This window comes from Streptomyces sp. NPDC059248, from assembly GCF_042753905.1.
Classification (GTDB): Bacteria; Actinomycetota; Actinomycetes; order Streptomycetales; family Streptomycetaceae; genus Streptomyces.
Genome location: NZ_JBHYZV010000063.1, coordinates 19,000 through 41,713 on the forward strand (window position 1 = coordinate 19,000; position 22,714 = coordinate 41,713).

The 22,714-nt window shown below is 68.3% G+C and carries 19 protein-coding genes; 10 read left to right on the forward strand and 9 right to left on the reverse strand.

Features of this window, described 5'->3' with window-relative positions; genetic code table 11:
- Positions 1–53: 53 nt before the first annotated feature.
- Positions 54–1,496, forward strand: a complete 1,443-nt coding sequence (locus tag ACFXG1_RS24430) for a CCA tRNA nucleotidyltransferase (RefSeq protein WP_384715270.1) — start codon at positions 54–56, stop codon at positions 1,494–1,496.
- A 140-nt stretch (positions 1,497–1,636) separates the two neighbouring features.
- On the opposite strand, the gene ACFXG1_RS24435 is transcribed toward ACFXG1_RS24430, so the two are convergent.
- The 3 genes from ACFXG1_RS24435 to ACFXG1_RS24445 form a co-directional block, all read right to left on the reverse strand.
- Complete coding sequence (locus tag ACFXG1_RS24435) at positions 1,637–2,932, reverse strand: MFS transporter (RefSeq protein WP_384744543.1); 1,296 nt, start codon at positions 2,930–2,932, stop codon at positions 1,637–1,639.
- Positions 2,933–3,130: 198 nt separating this feature from the next.
- On the reverse strand, positions 3,131–4,213 hold the full coding sequence (locus ACFXG1_RS24440) for an inositol-3-phosphate synthase (RefSeq protein WP_384712421.1): 1,083 nt from the start codon (positions 4,211–4,213) through the stop codon (positions 3,131–3,133).
- Positions 4,214–4,270: 57 nt separating this feature from the next.
- Positions 4,271–4,987, reverse strand: a complete 717-nt coding sequence (locus tag ACFXG1_RS24445; protein ID WP_384712424.1) for a helix-turn-helix transcriptional regulator — start codon at positions 4,985–4,987, stop codon at positions 4,271–4,273.
- A gap of 359 nt (positions 4,988–5,346) precedes the next feature.
- Between ACFXG1_RS24445 and ACFXG1_RS24450 the strand changes: the two genes are divergently transcribed.
- Positions 5,347–8,148, forward strand: coding sequence for a transglycosylase domain-containing protein (locus tag ACFXG1_RS24450; RefSeq protein ID WP_384712427.1), 2,802 nt, complete (start codon positions 5,347–5,349; stop codon positions 8,146–8,148).
- Positions 8,149–8,289: 141 nt separating this feature from the next.
- Complete coding sequence (locus ACFXG1_RS24455) at positions 8,290–9,873, forward strand: glycosyltransferase family 87 protein (protein WP_384712430.1); 1,584 nt, start codon at positions 8,290–8,292, stop codon at positions 9,871–9,873.
- Positions 9,874–9,894: 21 nt separating this feature from the next.
- On the opposite strand, the gene ACFXG1_RS24460 is transcribed toward ACFXG1_RS24455, so the two are convergent.
- The 3 genes from ACFXG1_RS24460 to ACFXG1_RS24470 all read right to left on the reverse strand — a co-directional run bounded on the left by ACFXG1_RS24460 (position 9,895) and on the right by ACFXG1_RS24470 (position 12,756).
- Entirely contained in the window at positions 9,895–10,929 is a 1,035-nt protein-coding gene (locus ACFXG1_RS24460) for an alanine racemase (RefSeq protein WP_384712433.1), read from the reverse strand.
- Between the two features lie 150 nt (positions 10,930–11,079).
- Positions 11,080–12,198 carry a lipid II:glycine glycyltransferase FemX gene (locus ACFXG1_RS24465; protein ID WP_384712436.1) on the reverse strand — a complete coding sequence of 373 codons (1,119 nt, stop codon included), beginning with the start codon at positions 12,196–12,198 and terminating at the stop codon, positions 11,080–11,082.
- A 249-nt stretch (positions 12,199–12,447) separates the two neighbouring features.
- On the reverse strand, positions 12,448–12,756 hold the full coding sequence (locus ACFXG1_RS24470; RefSeq protein WP_384712439.1) for a hypothetical protein: 309 nt from the start codon (positions 12,754–12,756) through the stop codon (positions 12,448–12,450).
- A gap of 280 nt (positions 12,757–13,036) precedes the next feature.
- Here ACFXG1_RS24470 and rpsF point away from each other — a divergent pair, with 280 nt between their 5' ends.
- The 4 genes from rpsF (at position 13,037) to rplI (ending at position 14,771) form a co-directional block, all read left to right on the forward strand.
- Positions 13,037–13,327 (forward strand): 30S ribosomal protein S6, encoded by a 291-nt coding sequence (gene rpsF, locus ACFXG1_RS24475; RefSeq protein ID WP_005482942.1) that lies wholly within the window; start codon positions 13,037–13,039, stop codon positions 13,325–13,327.
- A 71-nt stretch (positions 13,328–13,398) separates the two neighbouring features.
- Positions 13,399–14,007: a single-stranded DNA-binding protein gene (locus ACFXG1_RS24480; RefSeq protein WP_384712442.1), complete on the forward strand. Its 609-nt coding sequence runs from the start codon at positions 13,399–13,401 to the stop codon at positions 14,005–14,007.
- 62 nt (positions 14,008–14,069) lie between these two features.
- Complete coding sequence (gene rpsR / locus ACFXG1_RS24485; protein WP_006348076.1) at positions 14,070–14,306, forward strand: 30S ribosomal protein S18; 237 nt, start codon at positions 14,070–14,072, stop codon at positions 14,304–14,306.
- A gap of 18 nt (positions 14,307–14,324) precedes the next feature.
- Entirely contained in the window at positions 14,325–14,771 is a 447-nt protein-coding gene (gene rplI, locus ACFXG1_RS24490) for a 50S ribosomal protein L9 (RefSeq protein ID WP_384712445.1), read from the forward strand.
- Positions 14,772–14,950: 179 nt separating this feature from the next.
- Here rplI and ACFXG1_RS24495 read toward each other — a convergent pair whose 3' ends face one another.
- Entirely contained in the window at positions 14,951–16,288 is a 1,338-nt protein-coding gene (locus ACFXG1_RS24495) for an MATE family efflux transporter (RefSeq protein ID WP_384744548.1), read from the reverse strand.
- Positions 16,289–16,714: 426 nt separating this feature from the next.
- Here ACFXG1_RS24495 and dnaB point away from each other — a divergent pair, with 426 nt between their 5' ends.
- Positions 16,715–19,063, forward strand: a complete 2,349-nt coding sequence (dnaB, locus tag ACFXG1_RS24500) for a replicative DNA helicase (RefSeq protein ID WP_384711440.1) — start codon at positions 16,715–16,717, stop codon at positions 19,061–19,063.
- A gap of 157 nt (positions 19,064–19,220) precedes the next feature.
- On the opposite strand, the gene ACFXG1_RS24505 is transcribed toward dnaB, so the two are convergent.
- Positions 19,221–19,622, reverse strand: a complete 402-nt coding sequence (locus ACFXG1_RS24505; RefSeq protein WP_384711443.1) for a hypothetical protein — start codon at positions 19,620–19,622, stop codon at positions 19,221–19,223.
- Between the two features lie 419 nt (positions 19,623–20,041).
- Positions 20,042–21,292 (reverse strand): hypothetical protein, encoded by a 1,251-nt coding sequence (locus ACFXG1_RS24510; RefSeq protein WP_384711446.1) that lies wholly within the window; start codon positions 21,290–21,292, stop codon positions 20,042–20,044.
- Positions 21,293–21,492: 200 nt separating this feature from the next.
- On the opposite strand from ACFXG1_RS24510, the gene ACFXG1_RS24515 reads away from it, so the two are divergent.
- The gene (locus tag ACFXG1_RS24515) at positions 21,493–21,828 is read left to right on the forward strand and encodes a hypothetical protein (protein ID WP_384711448.1); all 336 of its coding nucleotides are present in this window, start codon (positions 21,493–21,495) and stop codon (positions 21,826–21,828) included.
- A 437-nt stretch (positions 21,829–22,265) separates the two neighbouring features.
- Positions 22,266–22,661 (forward strand): hypothetical protein, encoded by a 396-nt coding sequence (locus ACFXG1_RS24520; protein WP_384711451.1) that lies wholly within the window; start codon positions 22,266–22,268, stop codon positions 22,659–22,661.
- Positions 22,662–22,714: the final 53 nt, after the last annotated feature.

A 22,714-nucleotide genomic window follows, 5' to 3' on the forward strand; every position in this document is an offset into this window, starting at 1 on the left:
GTCGCGCTATTCCGGGAGACCCCCACGGGCCGGGGGACGTACCCTCTTCTGTTGTGCCGAACGCCAATGAAGACACCCCTTCCGCACTGAGTCAGGTGCAACACCGCGCGGTGATCGAGCTACTGCGAGTAGCCCCTGTCGCGGACGATCTCGCCCACCGGTTCCGGGCCGCGGGATTCCGCCTCGCCCTGGTCGGCGGCTCGGTCCGGGACGCACTGCTCGGCCGGCTCGGCAACGACCTCGACTTCACGACCGACGCCCGCCCCGAGGACGTCCTCGCGATCGTCCGGCCCTGGGCCGACTCGGTGTGGGACGTCGGGATCGCCTTCGGCACCGTCGGGGCGCAGAAGAGCGGCTACCAGATCGAGATCACGACCTACCGCTCCGAGGCATACGACCGGACGTCCCGTAAGCCGGAGGTCTCGTACGGCGACTCCATCGAGGAGGACCTGGTCCGCCGCGACTTCACCGTGAACGCGATGGCCGTCGCGCTCCCGGAGAAGGAGTTCATCGACCCGCACCACGGCCTGGAGGACCTCGCGGCCCGGGTGCTGCGAACCCCGGGCACCCCCGAGGAGTCCTTCTCGGACGACCCGCTGCGGATGATGCGCGCCGCCCGTTTCGCGGCCCAGCTCGGCTTCGAGGTGGCCCCCGAGGTCGTCGCCGCGATGAAGGAGATGGCCGAGCGGATCACGATCGTCTCCGCCGAGCGGGTCCGGGACGAGCTGAACAAGCTGCTGCTCTCTGGCCGCCCCCGGCAGGGACTGGCCCTGCTCGTCGACTCCGGCTTGGCCGGCCATGTCCTGCCCGAGCTGCCCGCCCTGCGGCTGGAGAGCGACGAGCACCACCGGCACAAGGACGTATACGAGCACTCCCTCACCGTGCTGGAGCAGGCGATCGATCTGGAGGAGGACGGACCGGACCTGGTGCTCCGGCTCTCCGCGCTGCTCCATGACATCGGCAAGCCGCGCACCCGCCGCTTCGAGAAGGACGGCCGGGTCTCCTTCCACCACCACGAGGTGGTCGGCGCGAAGATGACCAAGAAGCGGATGATGGCGCTCAAGTACTCCAATGAACTGGTCCGGGACGTCTCCCGGCTGGTGGAGCTGCATCTGCGCTTCCACGGGTACGGGGACGGCGAGTGGACCGACTCCGCGGTGCGCCGCTACGTCCGGGACGCCGGACCGCTGCTCACCCGGCTCCACCAGCTGACCCGCTCGGACTGCACCACCCGGAACAAGCGCAAGGCCGCCACGCTCTCCCGGACGTACGACGGTCTTGAGGAGCGGATCGCCCAGCTCCAGCAGCAGGAGGAGCTGGACGCCATCCGGCCCGACCTCGACGGCAACCAGATCCAGGAGGTCCTGGGGATCGGTCCCGGGCCGATGATCGGCAAGGCGTACGCGCATCTGCTGGAGCTGCGGCTGGAGCACGGGCCGATGGAGTACGACGCCGCGGTCGGGGCGCTCAAGGAGTGGTGGGCCGCTCAGGGCTGAGCCGGATCGGAGCGGGGGCATGTTTCACGTGAAACATGCCCCCGTTGTCGTGTGCCGGAGCGGGCCGTTCTGCGTCGTTGCGTCGTTGCGACGTTGCGACGTTTCACGTGAAACACCGCACCGCGGCCGTCCGCGACCGATCAGTCCGCGGATCCGGCGGCTGTCGGGATCCGGGCGGGATCGCGGCGGTGCCAGTTCCAGAGCGTGAGGGCGATCCCCGCGTAGATCACCGCCACCATCACCACCAGGACGGCCGAGCGGCCGTCCGGCGGCAGCATCAGCGCGGCGACGCCCGCCGCCCCGACAAAGGACACATTGAAGAGCACGTCGTAGAGGGAGAAGATCCGGCCCCGGTAGGCGTCGTCCACGGAGGTCTGGACGACGGTATCGGTGGTGATCTTCGCGCCCTGGGTGACCAGCCCCAGAACGAAGGCCGCGACCAGTATCGGCCCGGGGGCGAAGGGGAGGCCGAGCGCCGGGACGAGGACCGCCGCCGTCGCCGCGCAGCAGATCATCCAGCCGTACGGGCCCATCCGGCCGATGGTCCAGGGAGTGATCAGGGCCGCGACGAGGAAACCGGCCCCGGAGACGGCGAGCGCGACCCCCAGCAGGGCGAGCCCGTCCTGTTCGTCGCTGTACCAGGCGTACCGGCAGAGCATCAGGACGGTCACCAGCAGGGCGCCGTAGCAGAAGCGCATCAGGGTGATCGCGGTCAGGGCCCGGGCCGCCGCCGGACGCCGGGCGAGATGGCGCACCCCGGAGACCAGCCCGTGTGCCGTGGAGGCGACGGCGGCCGACAGTCGGGGCTGGACCTGGTCCGGATCGGGGCCGAGCAGCTCCCGTCCCATCCGCAGGGACGCGAGCGCCGCACAGAGATAGAGGGTCGCCCCCAGCAGGACGACGGCGGCGTCGGAGTCGTCGGCGATCAGCCGTACGCCGAAGGCGAGCCCGCCGCCCGCGGTGGCGGCCAGGGTGCCCGCCGTGGGCGAGAGGGCGTTGGCGATCACCAGACGCTCGTCGTCGACGACCCGCGGCAGCGAGGCGGAGAGTCCGGCCAGGACGAATCGGTTGATGGCCGTGACCGACAGGGCCGAGACGTAGAAGAGCCAGTCGGGTACGGAGGCCAGGATCAGCAGGGCGGTGCCGCAGGCGAGGACGGCCCGCAGCAGATTGCCGTAGAGCAGGACCTGGCGGCGCCGCCAGCGGTCGAGGAGCACCCCGGCGAAGGGGCCGATCAACGAGTACGGCAGCAGCAGTACGGCCATGGCCGAGGCGATGGCGGCGGGCGAGGTCTGTTTCTCGGGGGAGAAGACCACATACGCGGCGAGCGCCACCTGGTAGACGCCGTCCGCTGTCTGGGAGAGCAGCCGGACCGTCAGCAGGCGGCGGAAGTCGGTCAGGCGCAGGAGTACGCGCAGATCACGTACGACGGGCATGCGGACAAGAGTCACACACGAGTGCCGCGCGGACGCGGAGGGCCCCCGGTAATCCACCGGGGGCCCTCCGCACGGGTACGCCGTGCCGCACTCACCGCCCGCGCGGACGGGGGCGGCGTACGGCCGGTGCGGTGGTCATGACGCCCGGACCACCGTCCGGGTGGACCGGGCCGCGGTCGGGCCCGGTCCACGGCGGGATCAGCGCTCGACCTCGCCCTTGATGAACTTCTCGACGCTCTCGCGGGCCTCGTCGTCGAAGTACTGGACCGGCGGGCTCTTCATGAAGTAGCTGCTGGCCGAGAGGATCGGGCCGCCGATACCGCGGTCCTTGGCGATCTTCGCGGCGCGCAGCGCGTCGATGATGACACCGGCCGAGTTCGGGGAGTCCCAGACCTCGAGCTTGTACTCCAGGTTCAGCGGGACGTCGCCGAACGCGCGGCCCTCCAGGCGGACGTAGGCCCACTTGCGGTCGTCGAGCCAGGCGACGTAGTCGGACGGACCGATGTGGACGTTCTTCTCGCCCAGCTCGCGGTCGGGGATCTGCGAGGTGACGGCCTGCGTCTTCGAGATCTTCTTGGACTCCAGCCGGTCCCGCTCCAGCATGTTCTTGAAGTCCATGTTGCCGCCGACGTTCAGCTGCATCGTGCGGTCGAGGACGACACCCCGGTCCTCGAAGAGCTTCGCCATCACCCGGTGGGTGATGGTGGCGCCGACCTGCGACTTGATGTCGTCGCCGACGATCGGGACGCCCGCCTCGGTGAACTTGTCCGCCCACTCCTTGGTGCCCGCGATGAAGACGGGAAGGGCGTTGACGAAACCGACCTTGGCGTCGATCGCGCACTGGGCGTAGAACTTCGCCGCGTCCTCGGAACCGACGGGCAGGTAGCAGACCAGAACGTCGACCTGCTTGTCCTTGAGGATCTGGACGACGTCGACCGGGGCCTCGGGGGACTCCTCGATGGTCTCGCGGTAGTACTTGCCCAGACCGTCGAGGGTGTGGCCGCGCTGCACCGTGGTGCCGGTGTTCGGCACGTCGCAGATCTTGATGGTGTTGTTCTCGCTGGCGCCGATGGCGTCCGCCAGGTCGAGACCGACCTTCTTGGCGTCCACGTCGAAGGCGGCCACGAACTCGACGTCCCGGACGTGGTAGTCCCCGAACTGGACGTGCATCAGACCCGGCACCTTGCCGGCCGGGTCGGCGTCCTTGTAGTACTCGACGCCCTGCACCAGCGAGGCGGCGCAGTTGCCCACGCCGACGATGGCTACGCGAACCGAACCCATTCCGGTTGCTCCCTGTGTGATTTCGGTATTCCGGATGAGACCCGCGGACCGCGGGTCTCAGTTGGCGGTGTCCTCGGACGGATCCGGCGGGGTGGCGGCCCCGGAGGCGGTGCCTCCGGAGGTCTCCGCGCTCCCACGCCGGGGCAGGCCGTCCTCGGACGCCGCGGTGTTCCGCCGCCGAGACGAGGAGTCGGGGGAGGAGCGTCGCTGATCCCGTCCCGCCCGCTCGCTCTCGATGAGCTCGTTCAGCCAGCGCACTTCGCGCTCCACGGACTCCATTCCGTGGCGCTGGAGCTCCAGCGTGTAGTCGTCGAGGCGTTCACGGGTGCGGGCGAGGGAGGCGCGCATCTTCTCCAGACGCTCCTCCAGCCGGCTGCGGCGGCCTTCCAGCACCCGCATCCGTACTTCGCGCTCCGTCTGCCCGAAGAAGGCGAACCGAGCCGCGAAGTGCTCGTCCTCCCAGCTGTCGGGGCCGGTGTGCGAGAGCAGCTCCTCGAAGTGCTCTTTCCCCTCCGCGGTCAGCCGGTAGACGATCTTGGCGCGACGCCCTGAGAGCGGAGCGGCCAGGGCGTCGTCGGTGGCGCTTCCCGGTTCCTCGATCAACCAGCCGTTGGCGACCAGCGTCTTGAGGCAGGGGTACAGGGTCCCGTAACTGAAGGCCCGGAAGATCCCCAAGGAGGTATTGAGCCGTTTCCGCAGCTCGTACCCGTGCATCGGGGCTTCACGGAGGAGGCCGAGTACGGCGAACTCAAGAATTCCCGAGCGCCTGCTCACCCCGGCCTCCCTTCATGTCGCCCCGAGTCTTATCTCGTGCTGATGTATCGAGTCGATACATCAGCACGATAGGGCGGTGAGGCGCCGGCGACAAGGGGGGCCATGGTGAACGGGATCACATCGCCAATTCGTCATGGTCAACTTGCCTGATATGGGGTGAACTTCAGGATCAGGAAGGTTTTGTACGTGCGTAGTCTGTGCGGATGCAGACACCGGGAACCACCTGACGGTCTCAGTCGTCATCGCCGTGGATGCAGTGCGGACGAGCCCCTCGTGTGGCCGGTCCGTGTCCATGTCGGGGGGACCGGAAGTCAAATGCCGTTTCCAGGCGTTTCGCCTGCCCGAGGAGTAATCGTTCGATGAGCGAGCACCGTCGCAAACCGCCGCAGCCCCAAGGTGGCGGACGGGCGGCTGCCAGGCGCGCAGCCCCGCAGCCATCCGACCACCGCGCGGCACCCACCGGGGAGAACGGGCCGTTCTCCCCTGCCGCCTCCCATGGTGAGGAGCGGCCCTACGGGGGCCGAGCCGAGGCCAGGCGGGCCGCGAAGCGCGGCGGCCGCCGCCGCGGGGAACCCGACGCCGCCGGTGGCGGCGGACGGGGAGGCCGCGGCGGTCGCCGGGGCGGCGGTGCGGGGCACCACGACCACGGCGGCGGCCCCCGCAAGCGGCGGCTGGTCGACTATCCGCGGTACGACAAGGACGGCTGGCGCCGCTGGCTGCCCTCGTGGAAGCTGGTCAGCGGGATCACGCTGGGGTTCCTGGGCGTGATGATGGGCGCCGCGGCGCTGGCGTACGCCTGGGTGGACGTCCCCGACCCCCGCAAGGCGGCCGAGGCCGAGAACAACGTCTACTTCTGGGCCGACGGCACCCAGATGGCCGCGACCGGCGGTGAGGTCAACCGGCAGAACGTCGGGATCGAGCAGATCCCGGACCATATGCAGAACGCCGTGAAGTCCGCGGAGAACAAGACCTTCGACGACGACTCCGGCATCGACCCCAAGGGCATCAGCCGGGCCCTGGTGAACATGGCCAAGGGCCAGCAGACCCAGGGCGGCTCGACGATCACCCAGCAGTATGTGAAGAACGCCATGCTCGGTGACCAGTCCCAGACCATCAGCCGGAAGTTCAAGGAACTGTTCATCTCGATCAAGGTCGGCAACCAGATCGAGAAGCCGCAGATCATGGCCGGCTATCTGAACACCTCGTACTTCGGGCGCAACGCCTACGGGATCCAGGCGGCGGCGCGGACGTATCTCGACACGGACGCCTCGAAGCTGACCGTCGCCGAGTCCGCGTTTCTGACCACCCTGCTCAAGGGCGCGACCTACTACGACCCGGCGGGGGCCACCGACCTGGACCCGGCGGCGACCCGGGAGGCCAACCTGAAGCGGGTGACCGACCGCTGGAACTGGGTCCTCGACGAGATGGTCAAGGACGGCCACCTCGACGCCGCGGAGCGGAAGAACCTGAAGTTCCCCGATGTCGAGCCGCCCTCCAAGCAGGCCAAGCTCGGTGGGCAGGTCGGCTATCTGGTCGACCTGGCCAAGGCCAACTTCCTCGCCAACAACAAGGACATCTCGGTCACCGATCTCTCCCTCGGCGGCTACCAGATCCACACGACCTTCGACAAGAAGCTGGTCAAGGATCTGGAAGCGTCCGTCAAGAAGGTCTACGACAAGAACATCGACCCGGAGAAGCGTCCCAAGACCGATACGAACGTCCAGTTCGGCGGCGCCTCGGTGGAGCCCGGGACCGGTGCGATCCGCGCGATCTACGGCGGGGCCGACGCGACCAAGCACTTCACCAACAACTCCGACAACACCGGCGCCCAGGTCGGGTCGACCTTCAAGCCGTACGTGCTGGCCGCCGCGATGACGGACGGCGTCCGCGACCCCGGCGGCCCCAAGGATCAGCCGCAGTCCCAGCGCACCAGGCTCGACCCCGACCGGGCGATCTACAACGGCAAGAACAAGCTCAAGATCAAGAACTACGACGGTTCGATCTGGCGCAACGAGCAGGGCAACGAGTGGCTCCAGGTCAACGACGGCGACACGGACTACGAGAACATCAATCTGCGGGAAGCCATGATCGACTCGGCGAACAGCCCGTTCGTCCAGCTCGGTATGGATATCGGCATCCCGCAGGTCCGTGAGGCTGCCGTCAAGGCCGGCCTGCTGGAGAGCTCCCTCGACAAGGGCAATGTCCCCTCGTTCTCGATCGGTATCTCCACTCCGAGCGCCATCCGGATGGCCAGCTCGTACGGCACCTTCGCCGCCGAGGGCAAGCAGCGCGACCCGTACTCGGTCGACCATGTGAAGAAGAACGGCCGCGTGATCTACCAGCACGAGGACGACCCGCAGACCGCCTTCCCGCCGAACGTCGCCAACAACGTCACGGACATCCTCGTCGACGTCGTCGAGAAGGGCACCGGCAAGAACGCCAGGCTCCCCGGCCGTGATGTGGCGGGCAAGACCGGTACGACGGACGGCAACAGGTCGGCGTGGTTCGTCGGCTACACCCCGCAGCTGTCGACCGCGATCGATATGTACCGGCTCGACGACAACGAGAAGAACACCAAGCGCGAGTTCGAGAAGATGTTCGGCACCGGTGGCCAGGACAAGATCCACGGCTCGTCGTTCCCGTCCGATATCTTCGCCGACTTCATGGGCAAGGCCATGAAGGGCAAGAAGGTGCTCGAGTTCACGGCTCCGGGCCCGGTCGGCGAGGCGTACTGGGGCGGTGGCGCCTCCAGCCCGCCGCCGTCGAAGTCGAAGGAGCCCTCGGACGACGAGACGACGAAGAAGCCGTCCGAGGACGAGTCCACCTCCGACAAGCCCGAGTCCCCCGCCTCCAGCGGAAGCTCCCCCGACGCGTCCGCCTCCTGCAACCCGTGGGAGGACTGGACCTGCGGCACCAATAACGGTGGCGACAACGAGGGCGCCAACGGCAACGGAGCGAATGGAGCCAACGGCGCCAACGGCAACGGGGCCAATGGAGCCAACGGCGCCAACGGCAACGGGGCCAATGGAGCCAACGGTGGCGCGGGCGGCAACGCGGCCAACGGCGGCAATGGAGCCAACGGCGCCAACAACAACGGCGGCAACGGCAACAACAACGGTGGCGCGGACAACGGCGCGGTGATCGCGGGCCGGGAGGAGTAGCGCCCGGCGCGCCCGCGCCCGTACCCCCGTATCGCACGAGGGCCGAGGCATCCGGCGGCGCGGTCCGTGTCCCGTACACGGCCGCCCCCCGGATCCCTCGGCCCTCGTGGCGTACCACGGCCGTACGGCAGGATGTGCACCATGCCCAGCGCAGAAGAGACGACCGTGCCCCGGGAGGGGCCGCAGACGACGAGCCGCGACCGGTACGACGACCGGCCCGACGTCCGTCCCACCCGGCGCGACCCGGTCGCGGCGGCCGGCAGCGAGCTGATCGGCGGACCGGCGGGCCGCTGGGCCCTGCGGGTCCGCAGCGGCTATCTCACGCCCGTACGCGTGGTCGCGCTGACCGCCATCGGGATGTTCGCGCTGGGCATGGCGCAGAAGATGCCCTGTTACGAATGGGCGTGGTTCCGGGGCGCCAGCTCCCAGTACACCCACGCCTGCTACTCCGACATCCCGCACCTCTTCGTGGGCCGCGGCTTCTCGGACGGGCTGACCCCGTACTTCGACCGGCTCCCCGGGGACATGGAGTATCTGGAGTACCCGGTACTGACCGGGCTCTTCATGCAGATCGCGGCCTGGCTCACGCCCGACGGCGGATCGCTCCAGGAACAGCAGCAGCTGTACTGGATGGCCAACTCCCTGATGCTGATGATCTGCGCCGTGATCATCGCGGTCTGCGTCTCCCGGACCCACCGGCGCCGCCCCTGGGACGCCCTCCTGGTCGCGCTGGCGCCCGCCTTCGCCCTCAACGCCACCATCAACTGGGATCTGCTGGCGGTGGCCCTCACGGCCGCCGCGATGCTGATGTGGTCCCGGAACAGGCCACTGGCCTTCGGCGTACTGATCGGCCTGGCGACGGCGGCCAAGCTCTACGCGCTCTTCCTGCTCGGCCCCCTGCTGGTGCTCTGCTGGCGGGCCGGGAGATGGCGGGAGTACGGCACCGCGGTCCTGGGTGCCGCGGCCTCCTGGCTCGTGGTCAACCTCTATGTGATGTACGAGGCGCCCGAGGGGTGGAAGAAGTTCTACACCTTCAACCAGGAACGGGACATCGACTTCGGCTCCTTCTGGATGATCCTCGTCCAGCGGTTCGACGTCCTGATCACCCCCGATGAGGTCAACCGCTACTCCCTGATGCTGGCGGTGGTGGGCTGCGCCGGAATCGGCTGGCTGATCCTCGCCGCGCCCCGCAGGCCGCGGTTCGCCCAGGTCGCCTTCCTGGTCGTCGCGGTGTTCATCGTGACCAACAAGGTCTACTCACCGCAGTACGTCCTGTGGCTCATTCCGCTCGCCGTGCTGGCGCGGCCGCGCTGGCGGGACTTCCTGATCTGGCAGGCGTGCGAGGCGGCCTACTTCGTCGGCATCTGGATGTACCTCGCCTACACCACCAGCGGCGACGCCCGGCAGGGGCTGCCACCGGAGGGGTACCACCTGGCGATCGCCCTGCATCTGCTGGGGACGCTCTACCTCTGCGCGGTGGTCGTCCGGGACATCCTGCGGCCGGAGCGGGACGTCGTACGCCAGGACGGGACGGACGACCCGTCGGGCGGTGTGCTCGACCGGGCGGACGATGTCTTCGTCCTCGGGCGTACGGAGGCGTACGAGGAGGCGCACGGCGAGCCGGAGGGCGCGAAGGTGCGGTGGGGGGCGTACGGGGACGGGTCCGCAACGACGGAGCGCCCCGGGCGTCACGAGGACGCGCCGGAGCGCTCGGACGGTGTGTAGACCGCCGGTGGTCAGCCGTGGTCAGCCGTGGTCGACGAGACGGTCGAACTGGGTCGTGGTGTGGCGCAGATGCGCCACCAGCTCGTCACCGACCCGCGGCTCCTGCGCGTCCGACGGCACGAAGAGGATCGACACCTGCATGTGCGGCGGCTCGGCGAACCAGCGCTGCTTGCCCGCCCAGACGAACGGCGACAGATTGCGGTTGACGGTCGCGAGACCGGCCCGCGCCACGCCCTTGGCCCGCGGCATCATGCCGTGCAGCGCCTTGGGCGCCTCCAGGCCGACTCCGTGGGACGTACCTCCGGCGACGACGACGAGCCAGCCGTCGGACGCCACCTTCTGCTGGCGGTAGCCGAACCGGTCGCCCTTGGCGACCGTGGTCACGTCGAGGACGGAGCCGCGGTACTCGGTGGAGTCGTGGTCGCCGAGCCAGAGCCGGGTCCCGATCCGGGCCCGGAACCGGGTCTGCGGGAACTGCTGGCGCAGCCGGGCCAGTTCCTCGGCGCGCAGATGGCTGACGAACATCGTGTGCAGCGGCAGCCGGGCGGCCCGCAGCCGGTCCATCCAGCCGATGACCTCCTCGACGGCGTCGGAGCCGTCGGTGCGGTCGAGCGGCAGATGGATCGCGAAGCCCTCCAGCCGGACGTCGTCGATGGCGGTCGTCAGCCGGGCCAGGTCCTGCTCGGAGACGCCGTGGCGCTTCATGGTGCTCATGCACTCGATGACGACCCGGGCGCCGACCAGGGCGTGTACGCCGTCGACGGAGGAGACGGAGCGGATCACCCGGTCCGGCAGCGGGACGGGCTCCTCGCCCCGGCGGAAGGGGGTGAGGACGAGCAGATCGCCGCTGAACCAGTCCTTGATCCGGGCCGCTTCGTAGGTCGTGCCGACGGCGAGCATGTCGGAGCCGAAGCGGATCGCCTCCTCGGCCAGCCGCTCGTGGCCGAAGCCGTAGCCGTTGCCCTTGCAGACCGGGACGAGGCCGGGGAACTGATCGGTCACGGACTTCTGGTGCGCCCGCCAGCGATTGGTGTCGACGTACAGGGAGAGCGCCATGGCCGGCCCGGAACCTTTCTGGTGGCTGCGGTGTATGGAAGACAGGGAAGACAGGGACGAGAACGGGGAAAGCGTGCGGAATCTACGAGGTTACGGGGTGGTGGCCGCCGGGGCGGGAGCAGCCCGGGCCCGGCGGCGTCCGGGCCGGGGTCAGCGGCGCGACATATACATGTCGAGGGCCTTGTGCAGCAGCTTGTTCAGCGGGAAGTCCCACTCGCCGACGTACTCGACGGCCTCGCCGCCGGTGCCGACCTTGAACTGGATCAGACCGAAGAGATGGTCGGTCTCGTCCAGGGAGTCGCTGATACCGCGCAGGTCGTAGACGGTGGCGCCCATGGCGTAGGCGTCGCGGAGCATCCGCCACTGCATCGCGTTGGAGGGCCTGACCTCACGGCCGATGTTGTCGGACGCGCCGTAGGAGTACCAGACGTGGCCGCCGACGACGAGCATCGTGGCCGCGGAGAGGTTGACGCCGTTGTGGCGGGCGAAATAGAGCCGCATGCGGTTGGGGTCCTCGTTGTTGAGGACGGTCCACATCCGCTGGAAGTACGAGAGGGGGCGCGGGCGGAAGCGGTCCCGGATCGCGGTGATCTCGTAGAGGCGCTGCCACTCCTCGAGGTCGTAGTAGCCGCCCTGGACCACCTCGACCCCGGCCTTCTCGGCCTTCTTGATGTTCCGGCGCCACAGCTGGTTGAAGCCCTTGAGGACATCGTCGAGGGAGCGGTTGGCCAGGGGCACCTGGTAGACGTAGCGGGGCTGGACGTCGCCGAACCCGGCGCCGCCGTCCTCACCCTGCTGCCAGCCCATCTTCCGCAGCCGGTCGGCGACCTCGAAGGCGCGCGGCTCGATATGGGTGGCCTCGACGTCCCGCAGCCGCTTGACGTCCGGGTCCTGGATGCCGGACTTGATCGCGGGGGCGTCCCAGCGGCGGATCACCACCGGGGGACCCATCTTCACGGAGAAGGCGCCCTGCTGCTTGAGGTGGGCGAGCATCGGCTGGAGCCAGTCGTCCAGATTGGGGGCGTACCAGTTGATCACCGGGCCCTCGGGGAGATATGCGAGATACCGCTTGATCTTGGGCAGCTGGCGGTAGAGGACCAGCCCGGCGCCGACGAGCTGGCCGTGCTTGTCGAACCAGCCCAGGTTCTCCGAGCGCCACTCGGTCTTCACGTCCGACCACGCGGGGACCTGGCAGTGGCTTGCCGACGGCAGGGACTGGATGTACGCCAGATGCTGCTCTCGGCTGATGGTCCTCAGTGTCAGGCTCATATGGGGCGCTCCTCGGCAGGTGTGTCCCCATGGGTCAGGGGCTCCGGCTCTCGCGCCGAAAGCCTACTGGGCGGGGGCAGTGCCCCGAATGGCCGCGTTCGATCCCGCTGTTCGCCGTGGCCCCGGCCCCGCCGATCACCTTGTCGATCACCCTGCCGATCACCCGCAGGTCATCCGCCGACGAGATCCGCCGACGAGGTCCGCCGGCCCCTCGGAGGGGCCGGCGGACCAGTGGCCGTCGTCCCGGGGTCAGCCGATGACCCCGCCGAAGAGACCGCCGTGGGCCAGGCCGAGGTAGAAGCCCGCCGCCGACGCCCCGAGACCGAGGATCAGGATGAAGCGCTCTCGGGTCGTCACCGAGATGAACTGTCCGTAGCCACCCGTGAGGATGCCGATCAGACCGGCCCACGAGCTGAGGAGATGGAGCCCCGGGAACCAGGACGACACAAAGGCGAGGACGCCGAGGACCAGCGTCGTCCCGGCCAGGGTGTCCTGAAGGGGATGGGGTTTGCCGTCCGTGGCGAAGAGGGACGTCTGTCGTCGCGCTGCCTGGGCCATCTGGCACCTCCTGGCGTTGCCGCGCGCGGCGCACGGTAGTGCCGCGCACACCCGATGTGTACAGATTGCGCCCGACGGGCACCGGATTTCAACCGGAAGGGTCCGGGCGGGTACTCTGTACGGTCTGCACCGGTGTCTGCCCAGGCCACGGGCCGATCCCGCCGAGTAGGCCGGTGAATGTCAGTGGGCCCTGCTTTACTCGACACCGTTGCATCACGCATCACGACCCTCCTGCCACGGAACGACCGTGGCCGCTGAGTCCAAAGGAGGTGGGTTCCACATGCGTCACTACGAGGTGATGGTCATCCTCGACCCCGATCTGGAGGAGCGCGCTGTCGCCCCCCTGATCGAGAACTTCCTCTCCGTCGTCCGTGAGGGCAACGGAAAGGTCGAGAAGGTCGACACCTGGGGCCGTCGTCGTCTCTCGTACGAGATCAAGAAGAAGCCCGAGGGCATCTACTCGGTCATCGACCTGCAGGCCGAGCCTGCGGTCGTCAAGGAGCTCGACCGCCAGATGAACCTGAACGAGTCGGTCCTCCGGACCAAGGTCCTCCGTCCCGAGACCCACTGAGCATCCGCTCAGAGGTCATCGGGTTCGAGTAGCAGCAAGCAGCCAAGCAATCCCCGCCGAGAGGTTCACCCATGGCAGGCGAGACCGTCATCACGGTCGTCGGCAATCTCGTCGACGACCCCGAGCTGCGCTTCACCAACTCCGGTGCGGCGGTCGCGAAGTTCCGTGTCGCGTCCACCCCGCGCACCTTCGATCGTCAGACCAATGAGTGGAAGGACGGCGAGAGCCTGTTCCTGACCTGCTCGGTCTGGCGGCAGGCGGCGGAGAACGTCGCCGAGTCGCTCCAGCGCGGCATGCGTGTCGTCGTGCAGGGCCGGCTCAAGCAGCGGTCGTACGAGGACCGCGAAGGTGTGAAGCGCACGGTCTTCGAGCTGGACGTCGAGGAAGTCGGCCCCAGCCTCAGGAGCGCCACGGCCAAGGTCACCAAGACCGCCGGTCGCGGTGGTCAGGGTGGCGGTGGCGGCTTCGGCGGCGGTCAGCAGGGTGGTGGCGGCAACTGGGGCTCCGGTCCCGGCGGCCAGCAGGGCGGCGGGGCTCCCGCCGAGGACCCCTGGGCCACCGCTGCGCCGTCCGGTGGACAGCAGCAGCAGGGTGGAGGCGGCGGAGGCGGCTGGGGCGGAAGCTCCGGCGGTTCCGGCGGCTCCTCCGGTGGCGGCTACTCGGACGAGCCCCCCTTCTAGGCCCTCTCCGGGCCCCGGGGTGGTTCGTTATCCCCACTTCTTGATCACACAGGAGAAACACCATGGCGAAGCCGCCTGTGCGCAAGCCTAAGAAGAAGGTCTGCGCATTCTGCAAGGACAAGACCGTTTACGTGGACTACAAGGACACGAACATGCTGCGGAAGTACATTTCCGACCGCGGCAAGATCCGTGCCCGCCGCGTGACCGGCAACTGCACACAGCACCAGCGTGACGTCGCCACGGCCGTGAAGAACAGCCGTGAGATGGCGCTGCTGCCCTACACGTCCACCGCGCGATAAGGGAAGGGTGACAGCGATATGAAGATCATCCTCACCCAGGAGGTCTCCGGCCTCGGTGCCGCGGGCGACGTCGTCGAGGTCAAGGACGGATACGCTCGCAACTACCTGGTCCCGCGCGGTTTCGCGATCCGCTGGACCAAGGGCGGCGAGAAGGACGTGGCGCAGATCCGCCGCGCCCGCAAGATCCACGAGATCGCGACGATCGAGCAGGCCAACGAGGTCAAGGCGAAGCTGGAGGCCGTCAAGGTCCGTCTGGCCGTTCGCTCCGGCGACGCCGGCCGCCTCTTCGGCTCCGTGACCCCGGCCGACGTGGCCGTGGCGATCAAGACCGCCGGTGGCCCGGAGGTCGACAAGCGTCGGGTCGAGCTCGGTGCGCCGATCAAGACCCTGGGCTCGCACCAGATCTCGGTGCGTCTGCACCCCGAGGTCGACGCCAAGCTCGGTATCGAGGTCGTCGCCGCCTGACGGCAGCTGACGACTGAGTAGGCGAAGGGCCGTATCCCTCGGATACGGCCCTTCGTGCTGTCCGGTGGCGTCCGGCATCGGTGACCCGAGGTGATCGACCGGTCACCGTTTCACGTGAAACACCCTCTTCCGCCGCCGGTCGAGTGCGCGCTCGCGACGGTGACCCCCGCGGCGGTCGGTCAGCGGGTGGCGCCGGTGACGATCCAGCGGCCCGAGCGGGTCCGGGGCCAGAGCGTGACGAGCCGTACGGTCATCATCAGCGTCATGGCCCACCAGAGGGCCGTCAGACCGCCGCCCAGGGCGGGGATCAACAGGGCCACCGGGGCGAAGAGCGCCAGGGTGGCCACCATGGCCCAGGCGAGATAGGGGCCGTCGCCCGCGCCCATCAGGACGCCGTCGAGGACATAGACGACCCCGGCGATCGGCTGGGTGACGGCGACCACCAGGAGGGCGGGCAGCAGGGCGTCGTGGACGGCCGGGTCGCTGCTGAACAGCGGCAGGAACAGCGGGCTGCTGACGACCAGCAGCAGTCCGAGGGTCACTCCCGCGGCGATGCCCCAGTGCACCATCCGGCGGCAGGCCTCACGGGCGCCCTCGGTATCGCCCGCCCCCAGATAGCGGCCGATGATGGCCTGGCCCGCTATCGCGATGGCGTCGAGGGCGAAGGCCATCAGGCTCCACAGGGAGAGCGCGATCTGATGGGCGGCTATGTCGGTGTCCCCGAGCCGGGCGGCGACCGCGGTGGCGATCATCAGCACGGCGCGCAGGGAGAGCGTACGGATCAGCAGGGGGACCCCGGCCCGGGCGCTGGCGCGTATCCCGGCGGCGTCGGGACGGAGGGACGCCCGGTGCTTCCGGGCCCCCCGCACCACGACCACGAGATAGGCGGCGGCCATGCCGTACTGGGCGATGACGGTGCCCCAGGCGGATCCGGCGATACCGAATCCGGCGCCGTAGACGAGCAGGAGGTTCAGTACGCCGTTGGCGGTGAAGCCGCCGATGGCGACATAGAGCGGGGTGCGGGTGTCCTGGAGCCCGCGCAGTACGCCGGTGGCGGCCAGCACGATCAGCATCGCCGGGATGCCGATGGCGGAGATCCTCAGATAGGTGACGGCATACGGGCCCGCGGTGTCGGAGGCGCCGAAGGCATCGACGACCCAGGGGGCGAACGGCAGGGTGACGGCGACCACCGCGATGCCGAGGAGAACGGCGAGCCAGATGCCGTCCATGCCCTGGCGGATGGCCCCGGGGAGATCGCCCGCGCCGACCCGGCGGGCGACGGCCGCCGTGGTCGCGTAGGCGAGGAAGACGAAGACGCTGACGGCCGTCAGCAGCAGGGCGGCGGCGATGCCGAGACCGGCCAGCTGCGGGGTGCCGAGATGGCCGACGATCGCGCTGTCGACGATGACGAAGAGGGGCTCGGCGACCAGGGCGCCGAAGGCGGGGACGGCGAGTGCGACGATCTCTCGGTCGTGGCGCCGCCGTCGTGCTTTCGGTGACACGGGGGCCTGGGTCATCGGGCTAGGTTAATCGTCCACAGGTAATAGACGCAACTCTTCTGTGATCCTTACCTATGCGGAGGGTGACGGTCGGCGGCCGGGTTGTTTGTTCCGTTCGTGCTCCAGTCGGGAAATTTTTTCTCCCCCACAGCCGGTGGATGGGAAAAGTGCAGGTCAGGTCCTGTGTGTAAGTCGGGTGCCAAGGTTGTCCACAGCACTGTCCCCCGCTCCGTGCACAGGTTCCGGCGGGTTCTCCACAGCATCTGGCCGCTCATCCACATGGCCTGTGGATAACCAGATTGGCTGACGGTGGCGAGCGGCCTAACGTGGACCGTCGCTCGACGCGCCGGAAGCCGGGTCGGGCCACTCGATTTGTCAGTGCTGTGCCGTAGAAAGAAGGGGCACGGCGAGGTCCGCTGCGCGGACGGGAGGAAGGTGGCCCGGGTGAGCATTTCCGAGCCCTTGGACGACCCGTGGGCGGCCGACGGAATCCCCGGCGACCGTCTGCCCGTCTCCCGTTCCCGCCGCGACGACCGCGGGGGTGACCGCCGCGGCGGCCGGGAGGACCAGCACGACCGCGGAAGGGACGGCGGCGGCTGGGACGGCGGCGGCGGCGGGGGCTTCGAGCGGGTACCGCCGCAGGACCTCGACGCCGAGCAGTCGGTCCTCGGCGGCATGCTTCTCTCCAAGGACGCCATCGCCGACGTCGTGGAGATCATCAAGGGCCACGACTTCTACCGGCCCGCCCACGAGACCGTCTACACCGCGATCCTCGACCTGTACGCCAAGGGCGAGCCCGCGGACCCGATCACCGTGGCGGCCGAGCTGGTCAAACGGGGCGAGATCACCCGGGTCGGCGGCGCTTCCTATCTGCACACCCTGGTCCAGTCGGTCCCGACCGCCGCCAACGCCTCGTACTACGCCGAGATCGTCCACGAGCGGGCGGTACTGCGCCGGCTGGTGGAGGCCGGCACCAAGATCACCCAGATGGGATACGCGGCGGACGGGGACGTCGACGAGATCGTCAACTCCGCCCAGGCGGAGATCTACGCCGTCACCGAGCAGCGGACGAGCGAGGACTATCTCCCCCTCGGCGACATCATGGAGGGCGCGCTCGACGAGATCGAGGCGATCGGCTCCCGCAGCGGGGAGATGACCGGGGTACCGACCGGATTCACCGACTTCGACTCGCTGACGAACGGGCTGCACCCCGGGCAGATGATCGTCATCGCGGCCCGTCCCGCGATGGGCAAGGCCCTCGCCCTGGACACCCCGCTGCCCACGCCCGACGGCTGGACGACGATGGGCGGGGTACGGGTCGGCGATCTGCTGCTCGCCCACGACGGCACCCCGAACCGGGTGGTCGCCGCGACCGGGGTGATGACCGGGCGGCCCTGTTACGAGATCACCTTCGACGACGGTACGACCGTCGTCGCGGACGCCGAACACCAGTGGGTCACGGAGACGTGCGCCTCCCCGGGTACCGCGCCCGGCGCGGGAACCGGGGCCGGTCCGGCCGTCAGGACGACCCGGGAGATCGCCGGGACGCTGCTCCGCCCGGGCGCGGAGACGTCCCCCGCGGAGAGCTCCGCAGCCGGGAGCCCGACCGCCGTACGGGGGTTCAACCACAGCGTCCTCAACACCGCTCCCCTCGACCTCCCCGGCCGCGACCTCCCCGTGGAGCCCCGCACCCTCGGCGCCCGGCTCGGTGCCGGTCACGGCGGGCGCGTACCCCGGGAGTATCTGCGGGGGTCCGTCGCACAGCGCCGCGCGCTGCTGGCGGGGCTGCTGGACACCGCAGGCACGGCGGCCACGGACACCGCTTCCGCGGAGGTCGCCGTCGCCGACCGCGAACTCGCCGAGGACGTCCGCGAGCTGGTGGTGGGTCTCGGCTACCGCTGCGGCCCGCCGGCCCGGCGGCCCGGGGACTCCGCCGGGGCGTCTCCGGTCCCGTACGTCATCGCCTTCACCACGGACGACACCGGGTTCCGGCGCTTCATCACGGATGTGCGCGAGGTGCCGAGCGTGCCGGTGCGCTGTGTGCAGGTCGAGAACCCCGCGCACCTCTATCTGGCCACCCGTTCCATGGTGCCGACGCACAACAGCACCCTGGCGCTGGACTTCGCCCGCGCCGCCTCGATCAAGAACAACCTGCCGAGCGTCATCTTCTCCCTGGAGATGGGGCGCAACGAGATCGCCATGCGACTGCTGTCGGCGGAGGCCCGGGTGGCGCTCCACCACATGCGCTCCGGCACGATGACCGACGACGACTGGACCCGGCTCGCCCGCCGGATGCCGGATGTCTCCCAGGCGCCGCTCTACATCGACGACTCCCCCAATCTGTCGATGATGGAGATCCGCGCGAAGTGCCGCCGGCTCAAGCAGCGCAACGATCTGAGGCTGGTCGTCATCGACTACCTCCAGCTGATGCAGTCCGGCGGCTCCAAACGCGCCGAGAGCCGCCAGCAGGAGGTCTCCGACATGTCCCGAAACCTCAAGCTGCTGGCGAAGGAGCTGGAGGTCCCGGTGATCGCGCTCTCCCAGCTGAACCGAGGCCCCGAACAGCGCACCGACAAGAAGCCGATGGTCTCCGACCTCCGTGAGTCCGGCTCCATCGAGCAGGACGCCGACATGGTGATCCTGCTGCACCGGGAGGACGCCTACGAGAAGGAGTCCCCCCGGGCGGGCGAGGCCGACCTGATCGTCGCCAAGCACCGTAACGGCCCCACGGCGACGATCACCGTCGCTTTCCAGGGCCACTACTCGCGCTTCGTGGACATGGCCCAGACCTGACGCGCGAGTGCGGGTTCTCAAATCCCGTGTCGAGAGTGGACCACTCCTGGTCCGGGCGGAACGCGGTAGGCCCATGACGCTCACTCCCCTGGGGAAGAAGGTGCTCAAGGCCATTCGAAAGATGCAGGACAACACGATGCCCTGAGACGCGGGATGATCATGACGGGTCGACAATGCGTCGGAACACCCCGTCGAACTCGCCGGATGCCACGAGCCCGGCAATCACGCGCACCATGCTGCCGATGCCGGGATTCCGCACGATCAGCCCGTCCGCGCAGAAGAAGCACTGCCCGGAGACCGCCTCTCCGCTCGCCTCCCAGCTCCGCATGAGCCGATCCACTTCGGCGAGAGTGAAGATCGTGGAACTCCAGCGCGACCCGTCGGCAAGATGAACCTCGGCATCGACGTTGCAGACCTCTTCGATCGCCTCGTCCGGTTCCACGAGGAAGAACACCTGGAAGCCGGCGGCCCGAACCCGGTAGTAGGGAGCCTCCCAGTCGGCATCAGAAGCCCGACCCTCGGACGCCGGGCCCGCCTGTTGCGGCATCGGCGCCGTCACTGAAGCTCCTCACCCGGAGGTATGAAGGCGTCGGCGCTGTCGGCGTCCTCCACATGCCCCTGAGCATCGTTTGATTGAAGTATCGGAGTTGCATGGCGTCATGATCCCGGAGGGCCGGCGACCTGCTCGACCTCCGTGTCGTGGAAGCCGTGGTTATCAAGAAACCGGCAGGCCGGTGATATTGATGTCAAAGACCCGACGGACTGTGGAAGCGGACCCAGACATTCCGGTAGGGCTCACGGAGCTTGTGGCCGACCGGCGGGCAGCCGGGCCGGCGTTACTGCCACAGATCCGTCAGAAGCACCCGCACATCTCCAGTGAGTGGAGCCGCGACTGGCTCCCCAAGCAGGGGAGGCCGCCGAGTAGGCGGGAGAGAGTGCGGTCAGTGGATTGCTGCTTTTCTACGCTGGTGTACGCATTCACTCGTCGGGGGACTCCGTTGCCAGCGGGATACCGCACCGCCAGCAGTCGTTCGCGTGGTCGTCCTGGCAGACGTAGCCGATGGCGCCATCCACGCACCATTCGGCGGCCTCCTCGGAAAGCAGGTCGGGCCCGGCAAGGAGCAGCCGACGAAATTCCGCGGTGTCCGCAATGTCGGCCGGCCGGTTGGTGAACCACTCGTTGAACCAAGGCTTGTCCTGGTATATGTGCCAGTGCGCATTCTCCCGGTCGTTGACAGCCGTAAGGAACCGATCGACGATGCGCCCCCAACTCGGTGCTCCGAACCAGCCGTTGTCGGACACACAGAAGGATTCGATCAGGGTTCGCAGGCCGAACTCCTTCTCGTGAAGGCAGTACCCTCGCCCCCATGAGATCGCGGCCTGTGCCATCCCCGCGATTTCTACGCGCGGATCAACCTCGTGTGCCGGGTCGTCAGGGTTGTGGCAGGCCAGCCCGAGCTCGAGTACGGACTGCCCGGTCGGTAGAACCCGGGACGGGTTGACGATCGCGAGACCGAGACCGATCCAGTCGACATGGTCGAACGACAGCATCGAGCGCACGAGTCGGGTGGTTGCCGTGTTGATCCGCATCATTGTGCCGTCGTGGAGCGGACTCTTCCCGGCATGCCAGTTCTCGACGGGTGTGTTGCGCCACACGGCGAGCGTGATGCGGGTGGCAGCGAGCCACAGCAGGGCGTCGTCGTCGAGGTGCCCGAACCGCTTGGCACACTCCTGGGCGCCGTAGGTGATCAACTCTTCCGGTTTCGGCCACCTGTGGCTGTCGGGCCCTTCAGGCCCTTCAGGCGCGTACTCGTAGTCGTCGGCGTACTCGTCGAGGATTGCGCTCAACTCGGCTGCGCTGTAAGCCTCGCTGTACTCGGAGCTGTCCGGCTCTTCGACGGTGTACATGTCGTGGTCCCAGGAGACGTACACGTCGCCCCAGAGCACGACGTCATCGCACTCGCCGGCGTTGTCCGTCACAACCGGCCTGATGGTGATCGGGGCAGTGCGCCCGTCGGTTCGCTCGCCGTCCTTCTCGGCGGCCCATGCGGTGATGACCCCGAGCGGCTTCGGAAGGAGAGGACCGACCTCGGTGATGCTGAATGGCTCGTCGTCGTCATCGGTGTCGAACCGGCTGTTGACGAACGCGACCGCCTCGGAGGGCGTGCTGACGATGGACTGGCTACCACTCTCGTTGTCAACTACACGCCACAACGCCCTGTTCTTCACGGTGCTCTCCGATCGCGGTGAGTGCACCCGGGGCGGGTGCGATGCGCCGGGTCGCTCGGCACTGACACCAACTTATGGGCTGATCAACCCATCCGTAATCCCGAAGGTGCTTGTCGGCGATAACGTTCGGTACGTTCGCGTGCAACCTGCTTTTCGCGACCGCGGCGACACATCAGAGTCCAACGGCGCAGGAGGCGAAGATGACGCTGAACGAGAAGGGTTCCCGGCGCATAACCGTTGACGGGATCGAGTACCGCTGGCGGATCCGCAGAAAGCCCTCCTACATGCAGGGACTCTGCTGGACACCGATGACCTACGCCGTCGAAGCGGCCAGCGACAGCCAGCCGGGCACGACCTTGATCGTCACCAGCGGCCAGGCCCATCCCAGCAACTGGGTGGGTGCCGAGGCAGTGCCCATCCGCCCAGCCCGGGTTGCTGCCAGCATCCGAGAAGCACGGGACCAAGGCTGGGAACCAACTAAGGCCGGATCTCCCTTCCAGCTCGACCGATCCGCAGGGTTCATCGCCCAGCTATGAGACAAAGCGAAGAAAAGCATCCCATCTCGGTCGAACTGCCGCAGAGGCTCCAGGCCTGGTTCGCCGAGCATGCGGAATCACGGGTGCGGTCCAGCAGTCGCCCGAGGACGGCCGAACCAAGAACAGCACCTGGATGACGCTCGAAAATGATGACTCCGTCGCCGTGCTCATCGTCTGGAGCAGCGGGGAAGCCGAGCTTGAGTTACGGGGACATGGCAACAGGCCAGGTCTGACGACAGCACCGGGATCTCTGCACCTTCCAGGACCTCCTCGACGCCATCGAAACCATCCACGAATGGATCCGCATAAAGGCGAGCCGTCCGTGGAAGGGTGCCTTCCGGCGAGTTCGAGAAAGCCTGGGCCGAGTTCCTTGACAGATTTCAACCCGCCCCCGCCGACCTCTCGGTGTTCCGAGGGCTTCTTGGCATCATCGCGACATGACCCCGACTCTTCCCCGCACCGTCCGAGCCGTCGACACCGCTCAGCTCCTGGACCTGGCCCTGGAGGCGGCCATGCATGGCTTCAGCCAGCGGCTCCCGGTCGACTGGCTACGGGAGCACCTCGCCGCAGAAGCGACGCACTACCTGTTCCCGACACTCGTGCAGCGGCTCACGCACCGTCCCGAGGTGCCGCTGCAGTGGAGGTGCCAGCAACTGTTGACCGTCAGCACCGGCGAGCAGATCTGGGGTCTCCTCGACGTCCTTCCCGACACCTTCGACAAGATCCCGGAGACCTTGGACACGGCGTCCAAGCAGGACATCGTGAACCGCATCGAGCAAGCAGTGAAGGTGCGGGAGTGGATGGAACGGACGGCCGCCGATGCAGGTTCATGAGGTCCGGCGCAGCCGGCTGGGCAGTCTGAGGAAATGACATCGATCTGAGACAG

Coding starts and splice junctions, on each gene's coding strand:
- ACFXG1_RS24450 (WP_384712427.1), top strand. CDS start 5,347: ATGAGCGAGCACCGTCGCAAACCGCCGCAGCCCCAAGGTGGCGGACGG.
- ACFXG1_RS24440 (WP_384712421.1), bottom strand. CDS start 4,213: ATGGGTTCGGTTCGCGTAGCCATCGTCGGCGTGGGCAACTGCGCCGCC.
- ACFXG1_RS24470 (WP_384712439.1), bottom strand. CDS start 12,756: ATGGCCCAGGCAGCGCGACGACAGACGTCCCTCTTCGCCACGGACGGC.
- ACFXG1_RS24455 (WP_384712430.1), top strand. CDS start 8,290: ATGCCCAGCGCAGAAGAGACGACCGTGCCCCGGGAGGGGCCGCAGACG.
- ACFXG1_RS24460 (WP_384712433.1), bottom strand. CDS start 10,929: ATGGCGCTCTCCCTGTACGTCGACACCAATCGCTGGCGGGCGCACCAG.
- rplI (WP_384712445.1), top strand. CDS start 14,325: ATGAAGATCATCCTCACCCAGGAGGTCTCCGGCCTCGGTGCCGCGGGC.
- ACFXG1_RS24435 (WP_384744543.1), bottom strand. CDS start 2,932: ATGCCCGTCGTACGTGATCTGCGCGTACTCCTGCGCCTGACCGACTTC.
- rpsF (WP_005482942.1), top strand. CDS start 13,037: ATGCGTCACTACGAGGTGATGGTCATCCTCGACCCCGATCTGGAGGAG.
- ACFXG1_RS24480 (WP_384712442.1), top strand. CDS start 13,399: ATGGCAGGCGAGACCGTCATCACGGTCGTCGGCAATCTCGTCGACGAC.
- ACFXG1_RS24520 (WP_384711451.1), top strand. CDS start 22,266: ATGACCCCGACTCTTCCCCGCACCGTCCGAGCCGTCGACACCGCTCAG.
- ACFXG1_RS24465 (WP_384712436.1), bottom strand. CDS start 12,198: ATGAGCCTGACACTGAGGACCATCAGCCGAGAGCAGCATCTGGCGTAC.
- ACFXG1_RS24495 (WP_384744548.1), bottom strand. CDS start 16,288: ATGACCCAGGCCCCCGTGTCACCGAAAGCACGACGGCGGCGCCACGAC.
- rpsR (WP_006348076.1), top strand. CDS start 14,070: ATGGCGAAGCCGCCTGTGCGCAAGCCTAAGAAGAAGGTCTGCGCATTC.
- ACFXG1_RS24515 (WP_384711448.1), top strand. CDS start 21,493: ATGACGCTGAACGAGAAGGGTTCCCGGCGCATAACCGTTGACGGGATC.